Annotated in this window: 24 protein-coding genes and 1 tRNA gene; 11 read left to right on the top strand and 14 right to left on the bottom strand. The window is 69.8% G+C overall.

The annotated features are described in order from the left end of the window. Positions 1 to 21 precede the first annotated feature (21 nt). Both FHP08_RS12150 and FHP08_RS12145 read right to left on the bottom strand, forming a co-directional pair. A complete protein-coding gene (locus tag FHP08_RS12150) occupies positions 22 to 3,999 on the bottom strand; it encodes a DUF3683 domain-containing protein (protein WP_147704718.1) in 3,978 nt (1,325 codons plus the stop codon). 127 nt (positions 4,000 to 4,126) lie between these two features. Further along, complete coding sequence (locus FHP08_RS12145; protein WP_147704717.1) at positions 4,127 to 4,615, bottom strand: YqaA family protein; 489 nt, start codon at positions 4,613 to 4,615, stop codon at positions 4,127 to 4,129. Positions 4,616 to 4,712: 97 nt separating this feature from the next. Here FHP08_RS12145 and ilvA point away from each other — a divergent pair, with 97 nt between their 5' ends. From ilvA to FHP08_RS12105, 8 genes are all read left to right on the top strand, one after another. After that, a complete protein-coding gene (gene ilvA / locus FHP08_RS12140; protein ID WP_147704716.1) occupies positions 4,713 to 6,242 on the top strand; it encodes a threonine ammonia-lyase, biosynthetic in 1,530 nt (509 codons plus the stop codon). Positions 6,243 to 6,289: 47 nt separating this feature from the next. Beyond that, entirely contained in the window at positions 6,290 to 7,624 is a 1,335-nt protein-coding gene (hemA, locus tag FHP08_RS12135) for a glutamyl-tRNA reductase (protein ID WP_147704715.1), read from the top strand. Beyond that, a complete protein-coding gene (gene prfA / locus FHP08_RS12130; RefSeq protein WP_147704714.1) occupies positions 7,624 to 8,709 on the top strand; it encodes a peptide chain release factor 1 in 1,086 nt (361 codons plus the stop codon). The genes hemA and prfA overlap by 1 nt, the downstream gene beginning before the upstream one ends. Further along, a complete protein-coding gene (gene prmC, locus FHP08_RS12125; RefSeq protein WP_147704713.1) occupies positions 8,706 to 9,542 on the top strand; it encodes a peptide chain release factor N(5)-glutamine methyltransferase in 837 nt (278 codons plus the stop codon). Before prfA ends, prmC begins: the two co-directional genes overlap by 4 nt. A 55-nt stretch (positions 9,543 to 9,597) precedes the next feature. After that, on the top strand, positions 9,598 to 9,918 hold the full coding sequence (gene grxD, locus FHP08_RS12120) for a Grx4 family monothiol glutaredoxin (RefSeq protein ID WP_147704712.1): 321 nt from the start codon (positions 9,598 to 9,600) through the stop codon (positions 9,916 to 9,918). A 71-nt stretch (positions 9,919 to 9,989) separates the two neighbouring features. Further along, positions 9,990 to 10,577, top strand: coding sequence for a UbiX family flavin prenyltransferase (locus FHP08_RS12115; RefSeq protein ID WP_147704711.1), 588 nt, complete (start codon positions 9,990 to 9,992; stop codon positions 10,575 to 10,577). Between the two features lie 14 nt (positions 10,578 to 10,591). Then, positions 10,592 to 11,017: a universal stress protein gene (locus FHP08_RS12110; protein WP_147704710.1), complete on the top strand. Its 426-nt coding sequence runs from the start codon at positions 10,592 to 10,594 to the stop codon at positions 11,015 to 11,017. A gap of 2 nt (positions 11,018 to 11,019) precedes the next feature. Beyond that, a complete protein-coding gene (locus FHP08_RS12105) occupies positions 11,020 to 11,367 on the top strand; it encodes a phage holin family protein (RefSeq protein ID WP_147704708.1) in 348 nt (115 codons plus the stop codon). Here FHP08_RS12105 and FHP08_RS12100 read toward each other — a convergent pair. From FHP08_RS12100 to FHP08_RS12070, 7 genes are all read right to left on the bottom strand, one after another. Beyond that, positions 11,336 to 12,025, bottom strand: a complete 690-nt coding sequence (locus tag FHP08_RS12100; RefSeq protein WP_147704707.1) for an ABC-type transport auxiliary lipoprotein family protein — start codon at positions 12,023 to 12,025, stop codon at positions 11,336 to 11,338. The two genes, FHP08_RS12105 and FHP08_RS12100, sit on opposite strands and share 32 nt — an antisense overlap. Then, positions 12,022 to 13,008 carry an MlaD family protein gene (locus tag FHP08_RS12095; RefSeq protein ID WP_147704706.1) on the bottom strand — a complete coding sequence of 329 codons (987 nt, stop codon included), beginning with the start codon at positions 13,006 to 13,008 and terminating at the stop codon, positions 12,022 to 12,024. Before FHP08_RS12095 ends, FHP08_RS12100 begins: the two co-directional genes overlap by 4 nt. 2 nt (positions 13,009 to 13,010) lie before the next feature. Beyond that, a complete protein-coding gene (locus FHP08_RS12090) occupies positions 13,011 to 13,784 on the bottom strand; it encodes an ABC transporter ATP-binding protein (protein ID WP_147704705.1) in 774 nt (257 codons plus the stop codon). Further along, positions 13,781 to 14,806 carry an MlaE family ABC transporter permease gene (locus FHP08_RS12085; protein ID WP_147704704.1) on the bottom strand — a complete coding sequence of 342 codons (1,026 nt, stop codon included), beginning with the start codon at positions 14,804 to 14,806 and terminating at the stop codon, positions 13,781 to 13,783. The genes FHP08_RS12090 and FHP08_RS12085 overlap by 4 nt, the downstream gene beginning before the upstream one ends. Positions 14,807 to 14,927: 121 nt before the next feature. Then, entirely contained in the window at positions 14,928 to 16,430 is a 1,503-nt protein-coding gene (locus tag FHP08_RS12080; protein ID WP_147704703.1) for an aldehyde dehydrogenase family protein, read from the bottom strand. A 113-nt stretch (positions 16,431 to 16,543) separates the two neighbouring features. Continuing rightward, a tRNA-Thr gene (locus FHP08_RS12075) sits at positions 16,544 to 16,619 on the bottom strand. A 93-nt stretch (positions 16,620 to 16,712) separates the two neighbouring features. After that, complete coding sequence (locus FHP08_RS12070; RefSeq protein ID WP_147704702.1) at positions 16,713 to 17,192, bottom strand: MarR family winged helix-turn-helix transcriptional regulator; 480 nt, start codon at positions 17,190 to 17,192, stop codon at positions 16,713 to 16,715. 164 nt (positions 17,193 to 17,356) lie between these two features. On the opposite strand from FHP08_RS12070, the gene FHP08_RS12065 reads away from it, so the two are divergent. From FHP08_RS12065 to FHP08_RS12055, 3 genes are all read left to right on the top strand, one after another. Next, entirely contained in the window at positions 17,357 to 17,893 is a 537-nt protein-coding gene (locus FHP08_RS12065) for a VOC family protein (protein WP_147704701.1), read from the top strand. A gap of 40 nt (positions 17,894 to 17,933) precedes the next feature. Further along, positions 17,934 to 19,577, top strand: coding sequence for an FAD-dependent oxidoreductase (locus tag FHP08_RS12060; RefSeq protein ID WP_147704700.1), 1,644 nt, complete (start codon positions 17,934 to 17,936; stop codon positions 19,575 to 19,577). A gap of 73 nt (positions 19,578 to 19,650) precedes the next feature. Further along, complete coding sequence (locus FHP08_RS12055; RefSeq protein WP_147704699.1) at positions 19,651 to 19,887, top strand: DUF2783 domain-containing protein; 237 nt, start codon at positions 19,651 to 19,653, stop codon at positions 19,885 to 19,887. Here FHP08_RS12055 and FHP08_RS12050 read toward each other — a convergent pair. The 5 genes from FHP08_RS12050 to petA all read right to left on the bottom strand — a co-directional run bounded on the left by FHP08_RS12050 (position 19,880) and on the right by petA (position 24,587). Continuing rightward, entirely contained in the window at positions 19,880 to 20,644 is a 765-nt protein-coding gene (locus FHP08_RS12050; RefSeq protein ID WP_147704698.1) for a ClpXP protease specificity-enhancing factor, read from the bottom strand. The two genes, FHP08_RS12055 and FHP08_RS12050, sit on opposite strands and share 8 nt — an antisense overlap. A 342-nt stretch (positions 20,645 to 20,986) precedes the next feature. Then, positions 20,987 to 21,601, bottom strand: coding sequence for a glutathione S-transferase N-terminal domain-containing protein (locus FHP08_RS12045; protein ID WP_147704697.1), 615 nt, complete (start codon positions 21,599 to 21,601; stop codon positions 20,987 to 20,989). 96 nt (positions 21,602 to 21,697) lie between these two features. Further along, a complete protein-coding gene (locus FHP08_RS12040) occupies positions 21,698 to 22,564 on the bottom strand; it encodes a cytochrome c1 (RefSeq protein WP_147704696.1) in 867 nt (288 codons plus the stop codon). A gap of 19 nt (positions 22,565 to 22,583) precedes the next feature. Then, the gene (locus tag FHP08_RS12035) at positions 22,584 to 23,969 is read right to left on the bottom strand and encodes a cytochrome b (protein WP_147704695.1); all 1,386 of its coding nucleotides are present in this window, start codon (positions 23,967 to 23,969) and stop codon (positions 22,584 to 22,586) included. Between the two features lie 15 nt (positions 23,970 to 23,984). After that, positions 23,985 to 24,587, bottom strand: a complete 603-nt coding sequence (gene petA / locus FHP08_RS12030; protein ID WP_147704694.1) for a ubiquinol-cytochrome c reductase iron-sulfur subunit — start codon at positions 24,585 to 24,587, stop codon at positions 23,985 to 23,987. Between the last annotated feature and the right edge of the window lie 112 nt (positions 24,588 to 24,699).

Below are 24,699 nucleotides of genomic sequence, written 5' to 3'. Positions count from 1 at the left end.
TTCAGGGGGGCGGCCGACCGCCTACACCAGCACCCGCTCGATGCCTCCGGCGTTGGCCGACGCCACGTAGTCGGCCATCCAGTTCTCGCCGTGCAGGTGGCGGGCCAGCTCCACGACGATGTAGTCGGCGTCCACCCCGGTTTCGTCCGAGTAGCGCGACAGGCCCTGCAGGCAGGACGGGCAGGAGGTCAGCACCTTGACCGGGCCGTCCGCGCCCAGCGCCTCGACGCCCCTGCGCATCTCCTCGGCCTTGCGGAAGCGCACCTGCGTGCTGATGTCGGGCCGCGCGACCGCCAGCGTGCCGGACTCGCCGCAGCAGCGGTCGTTCTTCTCGACGCGGCCGTTGAGCTGCTCGTCGATCAGCGCGTTGACCACCTTGAGCGGCTGGTAGCTCTTGATCGGGCTGTGGCAGGGGTCGTGGTACATGTACCTGGCCCCGGTCACGCCCTCGAGCTTCACGCCCTTCTCCATCAGGAATTCGTGGATGTCGACGATCCGGCAGCCCGGGAAGATCTTCTCGAACTCGTAGCCCTGCAGCTGGTCGTAGCAGGTGCCGCAGCTGACCACCACGGTGCGGATGTCCAGGTAGTTCAGCGTGTTGGCCACCCGGTGGAACAGCACCCGGTTGTCGGTGATGATCTTCTCGGCCTTGTCGTACTGGCCGGAGCCGCGCTGCGGGTAGCCGCAGCACAGGTAGCCCGGGGGCAGAACGGTCTGCACGCCGGCGTGCCACAGCATGGCCTGCGTGGCCAGCCCCACTTGCGAGAACAGGCGCTCGGAACCGCAGCCCGGGAAGTAGAACACCGCCTCGCTGTCGATCGACGTGGCCTTCGGGTCGCGGATGATCGGCACGTAGCGGCTGTCCTCGATGTCGAGCAGCGCCCGCGCGGTCTTCTTCGGCAGGTTGCCCGGCATCTTCCGGTTGACGAAGTGGATGACCTGCTCGCGGATCGGCGCCTTGCCGACAGTGGACGGGGGCTTGGCGACCTGCTCGCGCGCGAACTTCTTCAGCAGGTCGTTGGCGAAGCGCTGGGCCTTGTAGCCCACGCCGATCATCGCGGCGCGCGTGGCCTTGATCGTGTCGGGATCGGTGGCGTTCAGGAAGAACATCGCCGCCGCGCCGCCCGGGTTGAACTTCTTCTTGCCCATCTTGCGCAGCAGGTTGCGCATGTTCATCGACACGTCGCCGAAGTCGATGTTCACCGGGCAGGGCGTGACGCACTTGTGGCACACGGTGCAGTGGTCGGCCACGTCGGAGAATTCGTCCCAGTGGCGGATCGACACGCCTCGCCGGGTCTGCTCCTCGTACAGGAAGGCCTCGACCAGCAGCGAGGTGGCCAGGATCTTGTTGCGCGGCGAGTAGAGCAGGTTGGCGCGCGGCACGTGGGTGGCGCACACCGGCTTGCACTTGCCGCAACGCAGGCAGTCCTTGACCGAGTCGGCGATCGAGCCGATGTCGGACTGCTGCATGATCAGCGACTCCACGCCCATCAGCCCGAAGCTCGGCGTGTAGGCATTGCGCAGGTCGCCGGGCAGATCCGGGTCGTCGAGCAGCTTGCCGCGGTTGAAGCGGCCCTGCGGGTCGATCCTGCGCTTCCATGCGCGGAAGTCGCGCAGCTCCTCGTCGGTCAGGAACTCCAGCTTGGTGATGCCGATCCCGTGCTCGCCGGAGATCACGCCGTTCAGCGAGCGCGCGAGCTTCATGATCCGCGCGACCGCCTGCTCGGCCTCCTTGAGCATCTCGTAGTCGTCGGAGTTCACCGGGATGTTGGTGTGCACGTTTCCGTCGCCGGCGTGCATGTGCAGCGCCACCCAGACCCGGCCGCGCAGCACCCGCTGCTGGGCCGCCTCGACCGCCTCGAGCACCGGCGAGAAGGCCAGCCCCGAGAAGATCTGGCGCAGCGGCTCGCGGACCTCGACCTTCCAGGACACCCGGATCGTGCGGTCCTGCAGCAGGTGGAAGAGTTGCGCCTGCGGCTGCCCGGCCAGCCGCGCGTCGGACTTGCCGGCCAGGTGGCCGAGCCCGACGGCGTCCAGCCCCCCGTGCGCCTTGGCGAGCGGCTCGTCGATGTTTTCCAGCAGCCAGCGCCAGCGCTCGCGGGTGGCGGCCAGCAGCCCGCGCGACTGCCGGCGGCGGTCGGCCAGAAGCTCGTCGGCCGAGAGCCTCTCCAGGTCGACGTCGTCGGACTTGCCCAGCGAGAGCGGGCCGGCCAGCAAGGCGTCGAGCGCGTCGAGCACCTTCAGCTTGTTGCGGATCGACAGCTCGATGTTGATGCGCTCGATGCCGTCGGTGTACTCGCCCATCCGCTCGAGCGGAATGACGACGTCTTCGTTGATCTTGAACGCGTTGGTGTGGCGGGCGATGGCCGCGGTGCGCGCGCGATCGAGCCAGAAGGTCTTGCGCGCGTCGGGCGACACCGCGACGAAGCCCTCGCCTGCGCGACCGTTGGCCATCCGGACGACTTCCGAGGTGGCCTTCGCGACGCCCTCGTCGTCGTCGCCGACGATGTCGCCGATCAGCACCATCTTGGGCAGGCCGCCGCGGCGCGACTTGGTGGTGTAGCCGACCGCGCGCAGGTAGCGCTCGTCGAGGTGCTCGAGGCCGGCGAGGATCGCGCCGTGCGGGCGCTTGTCGAGATACGTCTTGATCTCGACGATCGACGGCACCGCGTCCTTGGGCTGGCCGAAGAACTCCAGGCAGACGGTGCGCACGTGCTTCGGCATGCGGTGCAGCACCCAGCGCGCCGAAGTGATCAGTCCGTCGCAGCCTTCCTTCTGCACGCCCGGCAGGCCGGCCAGGAACTTGTCGGTGACGTCCTTGCCCAGCCCCACCTTGCGGAAGCGCCGGCCGTCGATGTCGAGCCGCTGGCTGCGGATCGGCTCGCCGCGCATCGCGCCGTCGGCGCCGAGCTGGCCCGGGGCGTACCACTTCAGGTCGAAGCTCGCGACCGCGGTGTCGTGGATCTTGCCCAGGTTGTGGCCGACGCGCGTGACCTCGAGCCAGTTGCCGTCGGGGTCGACCATCCGCCACCAGGCGAGGTTGTCGAGCGCCGTGCCCCACAGCACCGCCTTCTTGCCCCCGGCGTTCATGGCCACGTTGCCGCCCACGCAGGAGGCCTCCAGCGACGTGGGGTCCACGGCGAACACCAGGCCCGCGCGCTCGGCGGCCTCGGTCACCCGCTTGGTGACCACGCCGGCCTCCGACAGGATGGTCGGCACCTCGCGCTCCAGGCCGGGGAGCCTCAGCGTCTCGACCGGGCCGAGCGCCTCGAGCTTCTCGGTGTTGATCACCGCCGACAAGGGCGTGAGCGGAATCGCGCCGCCCGTATAGCCGGTGCCGCCGCCGCGCGGGATGATGGTCAGCCCGAGCTCGATGCAGCCGGCCACCAGCCCGGCGATCTCGACCTCGGAATCGGGCGTGAGCACCACGAACGGATACTCGACCCGCCAGTCGGTGGCGTCGGTCACGTGCGACACCCGGCTCAGGGCGTCGAAGCGGATGTTGTCGCGCGCGGTGGACTTCGCCAGGCGACGCAGCGCGCGCTGGCGCAACGCACCGGCCTCGGAGAACTCGCGCTCGAAGCGCGCCACCGCCTCGCGGGCCAGCCCGAGCAGGCGGGCCACCTTCGCGCTGCGCGAGCCGGCCGCGTCGGGGGCGCCCGCATCGGCCTCGCGCCGGCGGTCGACTTCGCCGAGCCGGTGATGCAGGGCCTCGACCAGCTGGCGCCGGCGCTTCGGATTGTCGAGCAGGTCGTCCTGCAGGTAGGGATTGCGCCGGACCACCCAGATGTCGCCCAGCACCTCGTAGAGCATCTTGGCCGAGCGGCCGGTGCGACGCTCGGCGCGCAGTACCTCGACGATGCCCCAGGCCTCGGCGCCCAGCAGCCTGAGCACGATCTCCCGGTCGGAGAACGAGGTGTAGTTGTAGGGAATCTCGCGGAGGCGGACCGGGGCGTCGGCCTTGGGATCGAGAACCTGGAGCGGAGTCGGTGCGTTCATTGCACCGGATTTTATCGTTCCGGTGGGTTTTCCCGGGGTCGGGGGTCGGGGGTCGGGGTCGGGGTCGGGGGTCGGGGTCGGGGTCGGGGGCCGGGGGTCGGGGTCGGCCGTCGGCGACCGGCCGGGCTCAGCCGAACATGCCGCCGATCGCCCGCCACCAGGCGTCGGGCACCCCCATCAGCAACGCGGTCATCAGCGTGTAGCGCAGCAGCTTGCCGAGCGCCATCCAGAGCACGCTGCGCCAGAAGGGCAGCTTCAGCCACCCCGCCACGGCGCACAGCGGATCGCCCACCACCGGCAGCCAGGAGAAGAACAGGGCCTTGGGGCCGAAGCGCTCGAACCAGCCCAGGTAGCGGGTGCGCTTGCCCTTGGCCACCGCCTCGTGGGCGCCGTAGCCGAGCCAGTAGTCGACGACGCCGCCGAGCGTGTTGCCGACCGTGGCCACCGCGATGGCCAGCCAGAACTGCTCCGGGTTCAGCTTGACGAAGCCGAAGACGGCCGGCTCGGATCCCATCGGCAGCAGGGTCGCCGACACGAAGGCCACGACGAAGATCGTGGAAAGGCCCGTCTCGGGCAGCGAGAACCAGCGGACCAGGGCTTCGGCGAGTGCATCCATGGGCGCGGAAGTCTATCCGAGCCGCGCGCCTGCCCCTGGGGCGGCCCGGCGATGCCGGCCTAGTAAAATGATGGGTTGACCGTCGAAACCGCCCTCCATGCCCATCGACTACCTGAAACGCATCCTGACCGCGCGCGTCTACGAAGTCGCCGAGGAAACCCCGCTCGAGCCCGCCGACAACCTGAGCGCGCGGCTCGGCAACCGGGTGCTGCTCAAGCGCGAGGACATGCAGCCGGTGTTCTCGTTCAAGCTGCGCGGCGCCTACAACCGGATGGCGAACCTGCCGGCCGACCAGCTCGGCCGCGGCGTGATCGCAGCATCGGCCGGCAACCACGCGCAGGGCGTGGCCCTGTCGGCGCGCAAGCTCGGCTGCCGCGCGGTGATCGTGATGCCGGTCACCACGCCGCAGGTGAAGATCGACGCGGTCCGGGCGCTGGGCGGCGAGGTGGTGCTGCACGGCGACTCCTACAGCGACGCCGCCGGGCATGCGCAGGCGCTGCAGGCCGAGCAGGGCCTCACCTTCGTTCACCCCTTCGACGATCCCGACGTGATCGCCGGCCAGGGCACGATCGCGATGGAGATCCTGCGCCAGCACACCGCGCCGATCGAGGCGATCTTCGTGGCGATCGGCGGCGGGGGGCTGATCTCGGGCGTGGCGGCCTACGTCAAGCAGATCCGGCCGGAGGTCAAGGTGATCGGCGTGCAGACGCTGGATTCCGACGCGATGGCGCGCTCGCTGAAGGCCGGCCGGCGCATCGAGCTGCACGACGTGGGGCTCTTCTCGGACGGGACCGCCGTGAAGAAGGTCGGCGAGGAGACCTTCCGCCTGTGCCGGCAGCTGATCGACGAGATCGTGCTGGTCGACACCGATGCGATCTGCGCCGCCATCAAGGACGTGTTCCAGGACACCCGCTCCATCCTCGAGCCGGCCGGTGCGCTGGCCATCGCCGGCATGAAGGCCTGGGCCGCCCGCGAGGGGGTGCGCGACCGCACGCTGGTGGCCATCGCCTGCGGCGCCAACATGAACTTCGACCGGCTGCGCTTCGTGTCGGAACGGGCCGAGATCGGCGAGAAGCGCGAGGCGGTGTTCGCGGTGACCATCCCTGAGGAGCGCGGCAGCTTCCGGCGCTTCTGCGAGCTGGTCGGTCCGCGCAGCGTGACCGAGTTCAACTACCGGATCGCCGACGCCGCCCAGGCCCACGTCTTCGTGGGGATTCAGATCTCCCGGCCCGGCGAGGCCACCCGGATCGCCGAGGCCTTCGTCGGCGCCGGCTTCGCCACGCTGGACCTGACCGACGACGAGCTGGCCAAGCTGCACTTGCGGCACATGGTCGGCGGCCACTCGGTGCTGGCGAAGAACGAACTGCTCTACAGCTTCGAGTTTCCCGAGCGGCCGGGGGCGCTGATGCGCTTCCTGTCGAGCATGAGCCCGAACTGGAACATCTCGCTGTTCCACTACCGCAATCACGGCGCCGACTACAGCCAGATCCTGGTGGGCATCCAGGTGCCCAGCGGCGAGAAGAAGATGTTCCGCGAGTTCCTCGCCACGCTCGGCTATCCGCACCGCGAGGAAACCCAGCACCCGGCCTACCGCCTCTTCCTGGGCGCCCACCTGTCGAAAGCCTGACGCCAGTCAAGCGGATTCGACAGCCTTTTTATAGAATCCAAGGCCTTATGTACCTGCTGACCCTCGGACTGAACCACCAGACCGCGCCGCTCGCCCTGCGCGAGAAGGTGTCGTTCCCGGGCGAGGCGCTGCGCGCGGCCATCGCCGACCTGCGCTCGCGCCTGTCCCCGGTGGTGTCGGAGTCGGCCATTCTCTCCACCTGCAACCGAACCGAGATCTATTGCGCCACGCCCGCGCCCGGCGAGGCCCGGCAGGCGATCACCCAGTGGCTGGGCGGCGAACGCAGGGTCGACCCGCAGCCGCTTCAGCATCACCTGTATTCGCTGCCCGACGGGCAGGCGGTCAGGCACGCCTTCCGGGTGGCGTCGGGGCTCGACTCCATGGTGCTGGGCGAGCCGCAGATCCTGGGCCAGATGAAGGACGCCGCCCGCACCGCGCAGCAGGCCGGCGCGCTGGGGACCCACCTGCACCAGCTCTTCCAGCGCTCGTTCGCAGTGGCCAAGGAGATCCGCAGCACCACCGCGATCGGCTCGCAGTCGGTGTCGATGGCCGCCGCGGCGGTCCGGCTGGCGCGCCGGATCTTCGAGGACCTGCGCGAGACCCGCGTGCTGTTCGTGGGCGCGGGCGAGATGATCGAGCTCTGCGCCACCCACTTCGCGGCCCAGCACCCGAAGCAGATGGTGGTGGCCAACCGCACCGCCGAGCGCGCCCAGAAGCTCGCCCAGCGCTTCGGCGCCGCCACGATGCGGCTGGCCGAGCTCAGCGACCGGCTCGACGAATTCGATATCGTGGTGTCCTGCACCGCCAGCTCGCTGCCCATCATCGGGCTGGGCATGGTCGAGCGCGCCACGCGCGCCCGCCGTCGCCGCCCGATCTTCATGGTCGACCTGGCCGTGCCCCGCGACATCGAGGCCGAGGTCTCCCGGCTCGACGACGTCTTCCTCTACACGGTGGACGACCTCGGCCGCCAGGTCGCGGCCGGCCAGGAGAACCGCCGCGCCGCGGTGGCCCAGGCCGAGGCGATCATCGAGACCCGGGTCAGCGCCTTCATGCAGTGGATGTCGGCGCGCGAGGCGGTGCCGGCGATCCGGGCGCTGCACGACCGGGCCGACGCGCTGCGGCGCATCGAGCTCGAGCGGGCCCGACGGGCACTGGCGGCCGGCGACGACCCGGCCCAGGTGCTCGAGGCCCTGGCCCACGGCCTGACCGGCAAGTTCCTGCACGGCCCGACCACGCTGCTGCACGGCTCCGCCGAGCATCGCGACAAGCTGCTGCCGCTGCTCGAGCAGCTGTTGCCGGATCGCGCGGGCGGCGCCGAGCTCGGCCACCTCGACGAGCCGCCGAGCGTGAGCGGAAATCCGGCGCAAGACGGCCCGCGCTGATGCGGCCGTCGATGCAGGCCAGGCTCGAGCAGCTCGAGCACCGCCTGGGAGAACTCGAGCGCCTGCTCGCCAGCGAAGAGGCGGCGCGCGACATGGTCACGTTCCGGCGGCTCAACCGCGAGCACGTCGAGCTGTCCGACCTGGTGGCGCACTACCAGGCCTGGAAGCAGGCCGGCCGCGACCTGGGGGCCGCCGGGCAGATGCGCGGCGACCCCGCGATGCGCGACTTCGCCGACGAGGAGATCGCGGCGGCCCAGGCGCGGCTGGCCGATGAAGAGGCCGCGCTGCAGCGCCTGCTGCTCCCGAAGGACCCCGACGACGAGCGCAGCGTGATCCTGGAGATTCGCGCCGGCACCGGCGGCGACGAAAGCGCGCTGTTCGCGGGCGACCTGCTGCGCATGTACCTGCGCCATGCCGAACGCCAGCGCTGGCAGACCGAGGTGCTGTCCGAGAGTCCGTCCGAGCTCGGCGGCGTCAAGGAGGTCATCGTCCGGATCGACGGCGACGCGGTCTATTCGCGGCTGAAGTTCGAGTCGGGCGGACACCGCGTGCAGCGAGTGCCCGAGACCGAGGCACAGGGCCGCATCCACACCTCGGCCTGCACGGTGGCGGTGATGGCCGAGCCCGACGAGGTCGGCGAGGTCGACATCGACCTCGAGGAACTGCGCATCGACGTCTTCCGCGCCTCCGGGGCTGGCGGCCAGCACGTGAACCGGACCGAGTCCGCGGTGCGCATCACCCACCTGCCCTCGGGCATCGTCGTCGAGTGCCAGGACGACCGCTCGCAGCACCGCAACAAGGACCGCGCGATGCGCGTGCTCGCGGCCCGGCTCAAGGACGCGCGCCAGCGCGAGCAGCACGCGAAGGAAGCGGCGACCCGCCGCTCGCTGATCGGGTCGGGCGACCGGTCCGAGCGCATCCGCACCTACAACTTCCCGCAGGGCCGGGTCACCGATCACCGGATCAACCTGACGCTGTACAAGCTGCAGCAGATCCTGGACGGCGATCTGGACGAGCTCGTCGGCGCGCTGGTGGCCGAGAACCAGGCGCGACTGCTGGCCGAGCTGGCCGAGACCGAGCATTGAGCGACTGGGACGCGCTGCTCGCTGCGAGCGGCCTGCCGCGGCTCGAGGCCCGCGCGCTGCTCGAGCATGTCTCGGCGCGCAGCCGCAGCTGGCTGATCGCCCACGGCGACGAGGCCGCGCCCGCCGAGGCGGCCGCCCGGTTCGCCGAGCTCGCCCGCAGGCGGCGCGAGGGCGAGCCGCTGGCCTACCTGCTCGGCTTCCGCGAGTTTCACGGCCTGCGCCTTCGGGTGTCGCCCGCGGTGCTGATCCCGCGCGCCGACACCGAGCTGCTGGTCGACCTGGCGATCCGCCTGGCTCCCGATGGCGCGCGTATGCTTGACCTGGGCACCGGCAGCGGCGCGATCGCGGTCGCGGCGGCCGCCGCACGGCCCGACCTGCGCATCGTCGCCACCGACCTGTCGCAAGCCGCGCTGGCAGTCGCAGCCGGCAACGCCGAAGCCTGTCTCGACGCGGGGCGGCCGGGCGGCCCGCTGCGCTGGCTGAAGGGCTCGTGGTGGGCGGCGCTGGCCCCCGACGAACCGCCCTTCGAGCTGATCGTGTCGAACCCCCCCTACATCGCCGAAGGCGACCCGCACCTGGCGCGCGGCGACTTGCGCCACGAGCCCGCGCGAGCGCTGGCCAGCGGCAGCGACGGGCTGGACGCGATCCGCGAGATCGCCGCCGGCGCCCGCACCCGTCTCGCGCCGGGCGGCTGGCTGCTGGTCGAGCACGGCTTCGACCAGGGCCCCGCGGTGCGCGCGCTGTTCGAGTCTGCCGGCCTGCGCCAGACGGCCACGCACCGCGATGCCGAGGGCCGCGACCGGGTCACTGCCGGGCGATGCCCATTCGTTTGACGCTGGATGCGCGTCATCCCTAGAATCATCCGTTCACCTCGCCTCGAAGGGCACCATGGAAGCAAAAGAGTTCATCGCCAAGACCGTCGCCGAGAATCCGGTGGTCCTGTTCATGAAGGGCACGGCCCAGTTCCCGCAGTGCGGCTTTTCCGGCCGCGCGGTCCAGATCCTCAAGGCCTGCGGCGTGACCAACCTCGTCACCGTCAACGTGCTCGACGACGACGACGTCCGCCAGGGCATCAAGGACTTCTCGAGCTGGCCCACGATCCCGCAGCTGTACGTCAACGGCGAATTCGTCGGCGGCGCCGACATCATGTACGAGATGTACCAGTCAGGCGAACTGCAGAAGATCATCCCGCAGCAAGCCGTCGCCTGAGAAGGCCGGCCGAGGGGCGGCATTCGCCACCGGCGGACGGCCCGGCGACGGGCGTCCGCTAGAATGCGGCCATGAATCCTCGGCGCCTGATCGTCGCGATCACCGGAGCGAGCGGCGCCGTGTACGGCGTGCGCCTGCTCGAGCTGTTGCGGGGCTGCTGCGTGGAAACCCATCTGGTCGTCTCGCCGGCCGGCTGGCTGACCATCGAGCAGGAGCTGGAGCGGCCGCGGCGCGAGATCGAGTCGCTCGCCGACGTGAACCACGGCATCCGCGAGATCGGCGCCACCATCGCGTCGGGCTCCTTCGACACGATGGGCATGATCGTGGCCCCCTGCTCGATGAAGACGCTCGCCGGCGTGGCGCTGGGCCTGGCCGACAACCTGGTCACCCGGGCCGCCGACGTCACCCTGAAGGAGCGGCGGCGGCTGGTGCTGATGGTCCGCGAAGCGCCCTTCAATCTCGCTCACCTGCGCAACATGACCGCCGCGACCGAAATGGGTGCCGTGGTGTTTCCCCCCTTGCCCGCCTTCTACCACCGGCCCGCCTCGATCGCCGAGATGGTCGACCACAGCTGCGCCCGGGCGCTGGCCCTGTTCGGCCTGGACGTGGACGGCAGGGCCGAGTGGCCGGGAATGCGCGCACCGAACCGTGAAACCTGAGGAGTCCTGAAACGATGAAACTGCTGGTCGCCACCGATGGATCCGAGAACGCGCTGCGCGCGGTCAACTACGCGATCGACCTGCTGGGCAAGCTCGCCGAGCCGGGTTCGATCACCTTGATCAGCGTGCACGACGACGTGGCGCTGCGGAGCGCCAGGCGCTTCGTCGGCAAGGAAGCGGTCGACGACTATCTGCGCGAGATGGGCGAGGCCGACCTCGCCGACGCCCGCAAGGCGCTCGACAAGGCCGCCGCGAAGCACGACGCCATCATCCGCACCGGCCACGTCGCGACAGAGATCGCCAACGCCGGCAAGGAAGGCGGTTTCGACCTGGTCGTGCTCGGCTCGAAGGGCCGCAGCGCGCTGAAGGACCTGGTGGTCGGCTCGGTGGCCATGCGCGTCATCGAGCTATCGCAGGTGCCGGTCCTGCTGGTGCGCTGAACATGGGCATCCTGATCGGGTGGGCGGTCAACGCGGCCAGCCTGCTGCTGCTGGCCTGGCTGATCCCTGCGGTGCAGGTCGCCGGATTCGGCGCCGCGCTCGTCGTGGCGCTGGTGCTCGGGCTGCTCAACGCGGTGATCCGCCCGGTCCTGATCGTCCTGACGCTCCCGGTGAACCTGCTCACGCTCGGCCTGTTCACCTTCGTGATCAACGGCTTCCTGTTCTGGTTCGCCGCGCGCATCCTCGAGGGCTTCTCGGTGAACAGCTTCGGCTGGGCGATCCTGGCAGCGATCCTCTACAGCCTCATCAGCTGGGCAGTCAGTTCGGTGCTGGTGGGCGGACGCCGCTGACGCGATAGTCCGCGGCGCTCGTCTCGACCCAGGGCGCGAGCGCATCGAGCAGGCCCGCCACCGCGCGCCCGGCCGCCCGCACCGCGCCAGCGGCGTCGGCGCTCGCCACCGGCTCGGCCAGGTCGAAAGCGCGCGAGGCCAGTGGCCGGCGCGCGCGCCAGTCGAGCAGCTGGGCCGACACCGCCAGCCTGAGCATGCCCCCCTGCCCCCCTTCCACATCGGGCGCCAGCTCGTGGTGCAGGGTCTCCAGCGTCAGCGTGAGCAGCAGCTCGGGCGCGGTGCCTGCTTCGGCCAGCGACACGTCGCGGAACCCGCCCCGCGCCTGCAGGCGCCGACGGGCCAGCCGCGCCAGCCTGGCCGCCGGCCGCTCGGTCCAGCTCGCGTACTGGTAGGGCGCGCGCATGCCGGCACCGCGGCTGTAGAGCAGCGCGGTGCCGTCGTAGCGCGCGCCGGCTGCCACGCCCTCCACCAGCATCGACAACTTCGCCCGGGCCGCATCCGGCTCGGCCCGGCCCGCTTCGTCGGCGCGCGCGTCGTCGAGCTCCCACCAGACGTGCGGCATGCGCCCGCCACCGAAGCAGCCGGCGAGCCCCAGCGCCGGAACTGCCGGCAACACGCGCAGCAGCGCGCGCCTGGCCATGTCGCTGCGGATCGTCATCGTTCCTTCTCCCCGGGCCCGAGCTGCCCTTCGGACGGGCCCAGCAGCGCCGCCGCCGGGTCGCCCAGGCGCTCGGCCGCCCTGGCCAGCGACTCGGCGCTGCCGCGCAACTCGCGGGCGGTCACCCTGAGTTCCATCGCGCCGGCATCGGTGGCGGTCTCGAGCCGGGCGACGATCGCGCTGGACTCGCGCTCGAGCGAGCGGGCCGCCGACGACAGGTCGGCCAGCGCCGCCCGCGCCTGTTCCGACAGCGGCTGGATCTGCGCGCCGGCGCGCGCGACGGCCTCCGAGGTCTCCCGGCCGGTCTGCTCGAGGGCGCGCGCCGTGCCCTGGAAGGCGATCGCGGTGTCACGGAAGGCCTTCGAGGTCTGCTGGACGCTGTCGGCCATCAGGTCCAGGCGCTCCAGTCGCCTCTCGAGGCCGCTCACCAGGTCGCGCACCGCGATCACGGTCTCCATGACCTTCTCGCGGTTCGGCGGGCTGAGCAGGCGGTCGAGATTGGCCAGCGCGGACTCGCCGGTGGCGGCCACGCGGCCGAGCGCGTCGGCGATCTGGCTCAGGCCCGAGATGCCCTCGGGAATGACCGGAAAGTCCTCCCCCGGCGGCACGGTGACCCGCGGCGGGCCGGGCGTGCCCGGCGTGACCAGGTCGATGCGCGCCAGGCCGGTGACCAGGTTGCGGGAGACGTTCGCCGTGGTGTTCACGCTGACCGGCGTGTCGCGGCCGACCCGGATCGTGACGTCGACCTGGTTGATGTTCTGCGGCGAGAGCTCGTAGGCCTGCACCCGGCCGACCTTCACCCCGCGCATGTTCACGTCGCTGCCGAGCTGCAGGCCGTCGAGGGACTGCTTCTCGAAGTGGATCATGTAGGACTGGTGATCGCTGCCGTCCTCGCCGCTCAGCCACACCAGCGCCGCGGCGAGCAGGACAGCCAGCGCGAGCACCGCGGCGCCGACCAGCGTGTATCGGGATTCCGGTTCCATGCTCAGGGTCCGTCGGGAACTTCCGCAGCCGGCATCTTACGGCTCGAGAAGTATTCGCGTATCCAGGGATCGTCGCTGGCCATGACCTGCGCCGGCGTGCCGTCGCCGGCGACGCGGCCGCCGCCCAGCACCACGATCCGCTTGGCGATCGTCAGCAGCGTGTCCAGGTCGTGCGTGACCACGACCACCGTGATGCCCAGATCGTCGCACAGCCCGCGCAGCAGGCCGTCGAAGGCCCGGGCGGTGATCGGGTCCAGCCCGGAGGTGGGCTCGTCGAGGAACAGCACCTCGGGCTCCAGCGCCAGCGCGCGGGCGATCGCGGCCCGCTTGCGCATGCCGCCCGACAGCTGCGAGGGCATCTTCTCGCCGGCATCGGCCGGCAGGCCGGCCTGCGCGAGCCGCAGGGCCACCAGCGGGGCGATCATCGACTCGGGCGCCAGGCCCGACTCGCGCAGCGGCACCTCGACGTTCGCCGCCACGGTCAGCGAGGAGAACAGCGCGCCGTCCTGGAACATCATCCCGAAGCGGCGGCGCATCGCGGAAAGCTCGGCCTCCGGCGCATGCCAGACGTCGACCCCCAGCAGCTTCACCGTGCCCGCGTCCGGCCGGTGCAGGCCCACGATCTCGCGCAGCAGCACCGACTTGCCCGTGCCGCTGCCGCCGATGATCGCGACCAGCTCGCCGGCCCCGATCTTCAGATCGAGGCCGTCGTGCACCACCTGGCGCCCGAAGCGGGTCGACACACCCCGGATGTCGATCACCGGCGCGGCGCTCACAGGCCCATTTCCTGAAGCACCACCGCGAACAGCGCATCGATGACGATCACCCCGACGATCGCCTGCACCACGGTGGCGGTGGTGTGGATGCCGATGGTGCGCGTGTCTCGCGCGCCGGTCATGCCCATCCGGCAGCCGATCACCGCGATCAGCAGCGCGAACACCGGCGCCTTGGCCAGGCCGATGATCGCGTGGCGCGGCGCGAGCGCTTCGTGCAGCCGCGCGACGAAGGTCGACGGCGTGATGTCGAGCATCGTGTCGGCGATCAGCGCGGCGCCGGCCAGCCCGGCCAGGTCGCCCACGAAGACCAGCAGCGGAAGCGAGATCACCAGCGCGAGCACCCGCGGGATCACCAGCACCTGCGCCACCGACAGGCCCAGCACGCGGATCGCGTCGGTTTCCTCGTTGAGTCGCATCGTGCCCAGCTGCGCCGCGAAGGAGGCGCCCGACCGGCCGGCCACGATCGTGGCCACGATCAGCGGTGAGAACTCGCGGGTCATGCCCAGCGCCACGCCATCGACCACGAAGATGTTGGCGCCGTACTGCTCGGCCTGCAGGCCCAGCAGGTAGGCGAAGACCAGCCCGATCAGCGCGGTCACGAGCGCCACCACCGGCACCGCGCTGATGCAGACCCGCGAGACCTGGGTGACCAGCTCGCGCATCCGCAGCCGCCGCGGCGAAACCAGGGCGCGGCCCAGCTCGACCACGACCAGGCCAAGGAAGGACAGGTGACCCAGCAGCATCTCGCCCAGCGCGTGGGCGGCGGCGCCCAGCTGCGCGAGCGGCGCGGCAGGGGGCCCTCGAAGAGAGGACGCAAGCGCGTCCGTGGCCTCGCTCACCTGCCGCAGGATCCGTTCGTGCCTGGGGTCGAAATCGCGCAGCGCGAGCTCGCGCGGCTCAAGGCCGGCCGCGCGCAACCAGCGACAAAGCTGCAGCGCGGCGGCAGTGTCGAGCGCCTCGAGTGCCGAGCCGTCGATCGCGTCGATCGCGTCGATGCCGCCGGCGGCCCCGCAGTCGCGCAAGGCCGACTCCAGCTCGCGCAGGCGCGCCAGCCGCCAGGCGCCGGCCAGCCGCAGCAGCGCGCCCTGCGGGCCGCGCTCGATCAGGCAGTCTTGCGAGGGCGGGCCCAGGGAGCGTCCCTCGTCAGGCCGCCAGGTTCACGGTGACGGCCTTGCGGTGGGTGAAACTCTCGAGCATGCCGTCGAGCGAGAACTCGCGGCCCAGCCCGCTCTGCTTGAAGCCGCCGTAGGGCTGCCCGAGCGACTGGCCGCCGCCCTGGTTCACCTGGACCCAGCCCGATTCGATCCGGTGCGCGGCGCGCAGGCCGCGGGCCAGGTCGCGGGTGAACACGTAGCCCGCCAGGCCATAGTGCGAATCGTTGGCCATGCGGATCGCGTCTTCCTCGTCCTTCCAGGGAATGGCGACCAGCACCGGGCCGAAGATCTCCTCGCGCGCGAGCCGCCACTCGTTGGACACGCCGGCGATGACCGTGGGAATGGTGAACCAGCCGCGCGCCAGCGGCCCTTCTCCGGGCGGCAGGCCGCCGCAGACGAGCCGGCCCGGATTGCGCGCCAGGCCGTCCTCGATGTAGTCGCAGACCCGGCGGAACTGCTTGCCGTTGATCAGCGCGCCCACGTCGTTGGCCTCGTCGAGCGGATCGCCGATCTTCAAGGCCTGCGCCTTCGCGGCGAGCTTCTCGAGGAAGCGGTCGTAGACCGATTCGTGCAGGAAGAGCCGCGAACCCGCCGTGCAGGACTGGCTCTGGCGAGTGAAGCGCATCGAGGCCATCACACAGTCGACCGCCCAGTCGCCGCCGTCGTCCATCACGTCGGGATAGACAATGGCCGGGCTCTTGCCGCCCAGTTCGAGCGACACCGGCACGATGCGTTCGGCCGCCGCGTGCATCACCAGCTTGCCCACCTGGGTGGAGCCCGTGAAGGACAGCTTGCCGACCATCGGATGTTCGGCCAGGGCCGCGCCGGCCTCGGGGCCGTAGCCGGTGATCACGTTCACCACGCCGGGCGGCAGGTGCTCGGCGCAGACCTCGGCGATCAGCAACACCGCCAGGGGCGCGTCCTCGGCCGCCTTGAGCACGATCGTGTTGCCGGCGGCGATCGCCGGCGCGATCTTCATCGCCGACAGCGACACCGGCGCGTTCCAGGGCACGATCGCGCCGACCACGCCGATCGGCTCGCGCCGGGTGTAGCTGAGCGTGTTCTCGCCCAGCGGGATGGTCTCGCCCTTGGTCTCGCCGGCGAGGCCGCCGAAGTAGCGGAAGGCGTCGGCCGCCAGCAGGGCCTCGGGACGGGTCTGGGTGCGCAAGGCGTTGCCGGTCTCCAGCGCCTGGGTGCGGGCGATGCGCTCGGCCCGCGCGGCGAGCCCCTCGGCGATCTTCAGCACCAGCGCGCCGCGCTCGCGCGCCGGTCGGCGCCGCCAGTCGTCGAAGGCCGCGGCGGCCGCGCGCACCGCGCGGTCGACGTCGGCGGCGCCGCCGCGCGGCACCCGGCCGATGGCCAGCTTGCGGGCCGGCGCCTCGATGTCGAGGGTGCGGCCGTCGGCGGCGTCGACCCACTCGCCGCCGATCAGCATCCGGGATTCGATCAGGCCGGCGGGGTATCCGTCGGGCGGTTGCTCGGTCGACGTCATGGCGGCTCCCAGGGTGCGGACGCCTCGCCAGGCGAAAACGCGTCGCCGGGCGCGCGCCGCATCGACAATCGCCGCGAGCCGGCCCGGAAGGAAGGCCCGTGGACGGTGAAAGGTGGTGCCGCTTGTCGGATTCGAACTGACGACCTACTGATTACAAATCAGTTGCTCTACCAACTGAGCTAAAGCGGCGAAACGCTGATCCAGAGGCAGATTCTAAGCCAACGCGCTCCCGCGCTCGCCACGCGGCACCATTTTCTTCCCCCTCCTCCCTTCCTTCCAGAGTCACCCCTGCCGCTCCAGCTGCCGAGAGCGCTCGAGCAGCCGGTCGATCGCCCGGTCGAGCACGGCCGCCTCGTCCGCATCGAGCGCCTCGAGCAGGAAGGCCTCGCGCGCCTGGACCATGGGGGTCAGCTTGCGCAGCAGCGCGCGCCCCGCAGGCGTCAGGCTCAGGATCCGGTTGCGGCGGTCCCCGGCGTCTTCCTCGCGGGCGATCAGCCCGCTGCGCTCCAGGCCGGCCACCGCGCGGCTGACCTGCATCTTGTCGAGCGTGGCGTAGAGCGCCGCGTCGCGGCTCTTCATCGAGCCGGTCTCGGCCAGCGCGGCCAGCACCCGCCATTCGTCGCGGCTCAGCGCGAATCGCTCGGCGTAGACCTGGGCGATCGAGCGGCTGACCGACTCGGCGAGCACCGCCAGCCGGTAGGGGAGGAAGTCCTGCAGCTTGAGCGCGCCTGCAGGCGAATCAGACGGTAACTTTGGTGACATTCAGGCAATATATCCGGAGCAGCCGATCCGATACAAGACCTACATTTATTTGTCGCTGCGTCGCTCCGGGGGCTTGACCATAAATGGTAACTTTCGTTACGATTTAAGCATCGACCGCACACCCCCGGCCGGCATCGTCCGGCCAACCCGAGAGGAGACCCGACATGAAGATCGACCGCATCCACCACGTCGCCTACCGCTGCCGCGATGCCAAGGAAACCGTGGAGTGGTACACGAAGAACCTGAACATGGACTTCGTGCTCGCCATCGCCGAGGACCAGGTGCCCTCCACCCACGAGCCCGACCCCTACATGCACCTGTTCATGGATGCGGGCGGCGGCAACATCCTGGCCTTCTTCGAGATCCCCCAATCGCCGCCCATGGGCCGCGACCCGAACACGCCAGCCTGGGTCCAGCACATCGCGTTCAAGGTGGACAGCGAGAAGGATCTGCACGAGGCGAAGGCGCGGCTCGAGGCGAATGGCGTGGACGTGATCGGTCCCACCGACCACACGATCTTCAGGTCGATCTACTTCTTCGACCCCAATGGCCATCGGCTCGAACTGGCCGCGGACGTCGGCACGCCCGAAATGCATGCGAAACTCGACGAGGTGAAATGGGCGATGCTCGATGAATGGTCGCGCACCAAGCGCGCGCCCAAGCACGCGGCCTGGATGCACGAGAAGGAATTCGCGGGCTGAGCCGGACCGGCATGCGCCGGCAACGAGGAGACAGGCAGGCATGCAGCAGACGTTCACCTATCCCGAATTCGCGTACCGGCCCTCGCCCGAGCAGTCGCTGGGCGGGCCGCAGCGGTACCCGGTGGTGGTGGTCGGCGCCGGTCCGGTAGGGCTCACTGCGGCGCTGGACCTGGCCGCGCGCGGCCTTCAGGTGGTGGTGCTCGACGACAACAACACGGTGAGCGTGGGCTCGCGGGCGATCTGTTTCGCCAAGCGGCCGCTCGAGATCTGGAACCGCCTGGGCTGCGCGAGCCGGATGGTCGAGAAGGGCGTGAACTGGAAGGTCGGCAAGGTCTTCTTCCGCGAAGACCCGGTGTTCGCCTTCGACCTGCTGCCCGAGACCGGCCACAAGCTGCCGGCCATGATCAACCTGCAGCAGTACTACCTGGAGCAGTACCTGGTCGAGGCCTGCGGGGCTCACCCGGGCATCGACCTGCGCTGGAAGCACAAGGTCGTCGCGCTCGAGCAGAAGCCGGACCACGTGTCGCTGAGGGTGGAAACCCCCGATGGCAGCTTCCGAACGCATGCCGACTGGATCGTTGCCTGCGACGGCGCGAACAGCACGCTGCGCGGCATGGTCGGCGCGGCCTTCAGCGGCCAGGTCTTCCAGGACCGATTCCTGATCGCCGACGTGATCATGAAGGCAGGCTTTCCGCCGGAGCGCTGGTTCTGGTTCGACCCGCCCTTCCACCGCGGCCAGTCGGTGCTGCTGCACAAGCAGGCCGACGACGTCTGGCGCATCGACTTCCAGCTCGGTCCCGACGCCGATCCGGTCGAGGAGAAGAAGCCCGAGAACGTGATCCCGCGCATCCGCGCGATGCTCGGCCCCGACGCCGGGTTCGAGCTGGAGTGGGTGTCGATCTACCAGTTCGCCTGCCGGCGCATCGACCGCTTCCGGCACGGCCGGGTGATCTTCGCCGGCGACGCCGCGCACCAGGTCTCGCCCTTCGGGGCGCGCGGCGCCAACAGCGGCGTGCAGGACACCGACAACCTGGCCTGGAAACTCGCGCTGGTGATCCAGCGCCAGGCGCCCGAGGCGCTGCTCGACAGCTACCACGACGAGCGCGCCCTGGCCGCCGACGACAACATCCTGAACTCGACCCGGGCCACCGACTTCATCTCGCCGAAGAACGCCGCCAGCCTGGTCTACCGCAACGCGGTCCTCGACCTGGCCCGCAGCGAGCCCTTCGCGCGCGGCCTGGTCAACAGCGGCCGGCTGTCGACGCCCACGCCCTATCCGGATTCACCGTTGAACACGCCGGACGCGTCGCCATTCGAGGGCGCGATGCGCCCCGGCACCAACTGCGCCGACGCGCCCGTCGCCCGCGAGGGCAGGCCGGCCTGGCTGCTCGACATGCTGGGCGACGGTTTCACCGTGCTGTGCTTCGGCGCGCCCGCGGCCTCCTCGGCCGCAATGGACGGCAGCGCGGTGGATGCGCTTGCGGTGGGAACGGTGCGACCCATCCTGCTGTGCGAAGGCCGCGACTTCCGCGACAGCGAAGGCCTGCTGGCCGCGCGCTACGACGCGAAGCCCGGCACCTGCTACCTGATCCGCCCCGACCAGTACGTGGCCGCGCGCTGGCGCAGCTTCGACGCCGGCAAGATCCGCGCCGCGCTCGCGCGGGCGCTGGCCATGCCTGGCTGAGGCAGGCGGTTCGCCTGCCGCATCCGACCCGCCCGCAAGGAACGATCCGCCTGCCAGACCCCGGAAGAATCAGATGCCGCTGACCCGCACGCCCAACATCCCCGACCCCGACGGCTTCTACAAGGAGCTGATGGACAGCCAGCGCGAGATGGACGAGGCGCAGGCCGCCGCGATGAACGCGCGCCTGGTGCTGCTGCTGGCCAATCACATTGGCGACCGGAGCATCCTCGCCGAGGCGATCCAGATCGCGGTGGGGAGGTCCTGGGGCGCGAGCGGCGCGCTGCCTGGACGAGGCACCGGGCCTATTTGACCCGGGTGAGCCTGGGCGGGCCCTTGGGCGGCGGCGTGGGAGATTCGTCGTCGGACCCGCCTTGCTGCGTCGAGGCGGGCTCGTCCTTGTCGGCTTTCGCGCCTCGAGCGCCCTTTCCGGCCCGTCCGGAAGCCGGCGCGACCGGGGGCTCGGTCCCGGCGGCCGCCGCAGCGGCCTCGGCCTTCCCGGCCGGCGCCTTGCGGCGTCGCTTCGAGGGCTTGGGCGCTTCGGCATCCTGGGGCTCGTCCCCCGGCGCAACCGGTTCCTCGGGCGAAGCCGTTTCCGGCGCGGGCACCGCAGCCAGCCTGGGCCGCCTGCGCACCGGGGCGGGCCCTGCGGGACTGCCCTCCTGCGACGCTTCAGCCCGCGGCACGGGCGCTTCGACCAGCACCGGCCCCGAAGCCGGCGCACCGGGGGCGCCCTCGGGCTCGGGCGCCAGGGCCAGCGGCTTGGGCACCTCGAAGGCCATCCCCTGCCCGGTCTCCTGCGCGTAGATGGCCGACACGTTGTCGATCGGGATGGACACCGCGCGGGCCACGCCGCCGAAACGGGCCTCGAACTCGATCAGGTCGTTGCCGATCCGCAGGCGATTGGTGGCCGCTGGCGACACGTTGAGCACGATCTCGCCGCCGCGCACGAACTCGCGCGGCACGATGGTGTGCTCGTCCACGCTCACCGCGATGTACGGGCGGTAACCGCTATCGGTGCACCACTCGTGGATCGCACGGATCAGGTAGGGCTTCGTCGAAAGGCCCATGTCAGTGTTCCTTGCTGCGTCGCGCCGGTGCCGGCGCCTTGAAATCGATCTGCACCACGCTCGCAATCGCCGCCACGGCTTTCCCGCGGGAACAGGCCCGGTGCGCCGCGGCCTGGCCCGGGCGCGCGTCGCTGGCGCCGAGTAGCACAGGACACCTGGCCGCGCGCAAAGCGCGCTTCGTTCCTCTGACCTGGCGCGCCCTGTTCGAGCGAAGCGAACGCAGTGAGCGCAGCGAATTGCGCGCCAGGCCAGGTGGCCGAGCAACGCAGGGAAGTCCGGCCGAAGGCCGGACCGCCGGCTCCGCGCGCCCGGGCCAGCCAGCGGCGCAGCGGGCCGACGCGCTCAACGCCGCATCACCTTCTCGGAAGGCGTGAGCGCCTCGATGTAGGCCGGGCGCGAGAAGATCCGTTCCGCATAGCGCAGCAGCGGCGCGGCCGACTTGGGCATCTCGATGCCGTAGTGGTCCAGCCGCCAGAGCAGCGGCGCGATCGCCACGTCGAGCATGGAGAACTCCTCGCCCAGCATGTACTTGTTCTTGATGAAGATCGGCGTGAGCTGGGTCAGGCGGTCGCGGATCTGCTGGCGCGCCTTCTCCATCAGCTTCGCGGCGTCCTTCGGCTGGTCCCGGCGCTCGAGCTGCTGCACGTGGATGAACAGCTCGCGCTCGAAGTTGAAGAGGAACAGGCGCGCCCGCGCGCGCATCACCGGATCGGCAGGCATCAGCTGCGGGTGCGGGAAGCGCTCGTCGATGTACTCGTTGATGATATTCGACTCGTACAGGATCAGGTCCCGCTCGACCAGGATGGGCACCTGGCCGTACGGATTCATGATCGAGATGTCCTCGGGCTTGTTGTAGAGGTCGACATCGCGGATCTCGAAGTCCATCCCCTTCTCGAACAGCACGAAGCGGCAGCGCTGGGAAAACGGGCAGGTCGTGCCGGAGTACAACACCATCATGATCGAGATTCCTGAAGGACGTCCCTTGGGACAGTCTTAAAAAACATCAGGGTGAGTCCGCCGGACCCACCCTGCGATCTGCCATGCGACGGGGGACTACCTGATGTCTTTCCAGAAGGCGCGGTTCAGCATCCAGGCGAAGATGGTGAACACGCCGAGGAAGAGCAGCACCCAGACGCCGAGCCGCATGCGCTTCTGCGCGGTGGGGTCCGACATGTAGGTGATGTAGGCCACCAGGTCGCCGACCGAATCGTCGAAGGCCGCCTGCGACATCGTGCCGCCCTCGGGCTTGCCGAGGGTCCAGGTGCGCGAGGCGTGGTGCTTGAGCCCCTGCAGCGGCTCGGTCTTCTCGGTGCGCACGCCGTTGGCGTCGAAGTTCACGACATGCCTGACGAAGCCGGTGAGCTTGCCGGTGTTCTCGTCCTTGACCTCCTTGATCTCCTCGAGCGTGGCGCCACGCGCGCCCTGCTGCTCCCAGAACACGTGCGGCATGCCGACGTTCTCGAACAGGGCGTTGTTCCAGCCGGTTGCGCGGGTGCCGTCGCGGAAGTAGGCGCGCAGGTAGGTGTAGAGCCAGTCCGAACCGCTGCCCGCGGCGGAGGAACGCGCGCGAGCGATCACCGAGAGGTCGGGCGGCCGGGCGCCGAACCACTCCTTGGCATCGGCCGGGCGCATCGCGATCTTCATCGGGTCGCCGACCTTGTCCGAGGTGAAGAGCAGGCTCTTCTTGATCTGCTCTTCGGTCAGGCCGATGTCGGTGAGCCGGTTGTAGCGCATCAGCGCCGCACCATGGCAGTTCAGGCAGTAGTTGACGAACAGCTTGGCGCCGTTCTGCAGGGCGGGCTGCTGGGTCAGCTTCTCCGAGGGGAACGGATCAAGCGGGTAGCCGCCACCGGCCGCCGAGGCCGAACCGACGACGAGGGCCGCCGCGAGTGCGGCCAGGGACTTGACGATCTTCTTCATCTTCGAGGCTTCCCTGTGCTCAGTGCGCGACGAACCTAACCCTGTCGGGCACCGGCTTGAATTGACCCATCTTGCTCCACCACGGCATCAGCAGGAAGAACGAGAAGTAGATCAGGGTGCCGATCTTGGAGAACAGCTCGTTGGTCGGCGACGGCGCCTGGGTCCCGAAGTAGCCCAGCACCAGGAAGACCACGACGAAGATCGCGTAGACGTACCAGTGCCAGCCCGGGCGGTAGCGGATCGACTTGACCGGGCTGTTGTCGATCCAGGGCAGCGCGAACAGGATCATGACCGAGGCGCCCATGGCGACCACGCCCCAGAACTTGGCGTCGACGACCAGGAAGCCGAGGATCAGCGCGCCGCAGGCGCCGATGCCGATCAGCCGGGTGAGGTTGTTGCGCGCGCTCACCAGCAGCAGCAGCGCGAAGATGGCCAGGAAGGGGATCATCCAGTACAGCAGGAAGTCCGCGGTGGTGGCCCGCAGGATCGAGTAGAACGGCGTGAAGTACCAGACCGGCGCGATGTGCGGCGGGGTGACCAGCGGGTCGGCCGGGATGAAGTTGTTGTACTCGAGGAAGTAGCCGCCGAACTCCGGCGCGAAGAACATCACCGCGGAGAAGGCCATCAGGAAGACGCCGACGCCCAGGATGTCGTGCACCGAGTAGTACGGATGGAAGGGAATGCCGTCCAGAGGCACGCCGTTGGCGTCTTTCTTCTCCTTGATCTCGACGCCATCCGGGTTGTTGGAGCCGACCTCGTGCAGCGCGACGATGTGCGCGGCGACCAGGCCCAGCAGCACCAGGGGCACCGCGATGACGTGGAAGGAGAAGAAGCGGTTCAGCGTGGCGTCGGACACCACGTAATCGCCACGGATCCAGATCGACAGCTCGGGGCCGATGAAGGGGATGGCCGAGAACAGGTTCACGATGACCTGGGCGCCCCAGTAGGACATCTGGCCCCAGGGCAGCAGGTAGCCCATGAAGGCCTCGCCCATCAGGGCCAGGAAGATCATGCAGCCGAAGATCCAGACCAGCTCGCGCGGCTTGCGGTAGGAGCCGTAGATCAGGCCGCGGAACATGTGCAGGTAGACGACCACGAAGAAGGCCGACGCGCCGGTGGAGTGCATGTACCGGATCAGCCAGCCCCAGGGCACGTCACGCATGATGTACTCGACCGAAGCGAAGGCCTGCGCGGCGTCGGGCTTGTAGTGCATCACCAGGAAGATGCCGGTGACGATCTGGAGCACCAGGACCAGCATCGCCAGCGAGCCGAAGAAGTACCAGAAGTTGAAGTTCTTCGGGGCGTAATACTCGGACAGATGCGCCTTCCAGGTGGCCGTCAGCGGAAAGCGCTGATCGATCCAGCCGAGCAGGCCGGTGGTTTCGACTTGTTTTTCCTGCGCCATGTTCTCGCTGCTCCGTCAGGCCTTGTTGTCTTCGCCGATCAGGATCCTCGAATCCGACAGGTACATGTGCGGCGGGACCTCGAGGTTGTCGGGCGCCGGCTTGTTCTTGAAGACGCGGCCCGCCAGGTCGAAGGTGGAACCGTGGCAGGGGCACAGGAAGCCGCCTTCCCAGTCGCCGGGCAGGGAAGGGTCGCCCTCGGCGTTGAACTTCTCGACCGGCGAGCAGCCCAGGTGCGAGCAGATCCCGACCACCACCAGATACTCCGGCTTGATCGACCGGTACTGGTTCTTCGCGTAGTCGGGGGTCGGATACGCGGTGCGCTGCGAGTCGGGATCGGCCACCTTGGGCTCGGTCTTTTCGAGGGTGGCAAGCATTTCCTCGGTGCGGCGAACGACCCAGACCGGCTTGCCGCGCCACTCGACGCGCTTGAGCTCGCCGGGTTTCATCCCGCCGATGTCGACCTCGACCGGGGCGCCGGCGGCCTTGGCCCGCTCGGAGGGAGCGAAGGTGCTGACGAAGGGGATCGCGACCGCGACGCCACCGACGGCGCCGGCGCCGCAGGTGAGTGCGATTGCGGTCCGGCGGGAACTGTCCGCGGGCTTGGATGAGTCAGTCATGACGTATCTGCCAGGTGAACCAGAATGAGCCGGATCGGGCGCCCGAGGGCTGTCGCCTTTCCAGGAAACTCTTGATTTTAGCCTATTGCGCGACGCTCGCCGAGCGCATGGC

The organism is Zeimonas arvi (genome assembly GCF_008039575.1).
Classification (GTDB): Bacteria; Pseudomonadota; Gammaproteobacteria; order Burkholderiales; family Burkholderiaceae_E; genus Zeimonas; species Zeimonas arvi.
This window is presented reverse-complemented; position numbering and strand designations above follow the sequence as displayed.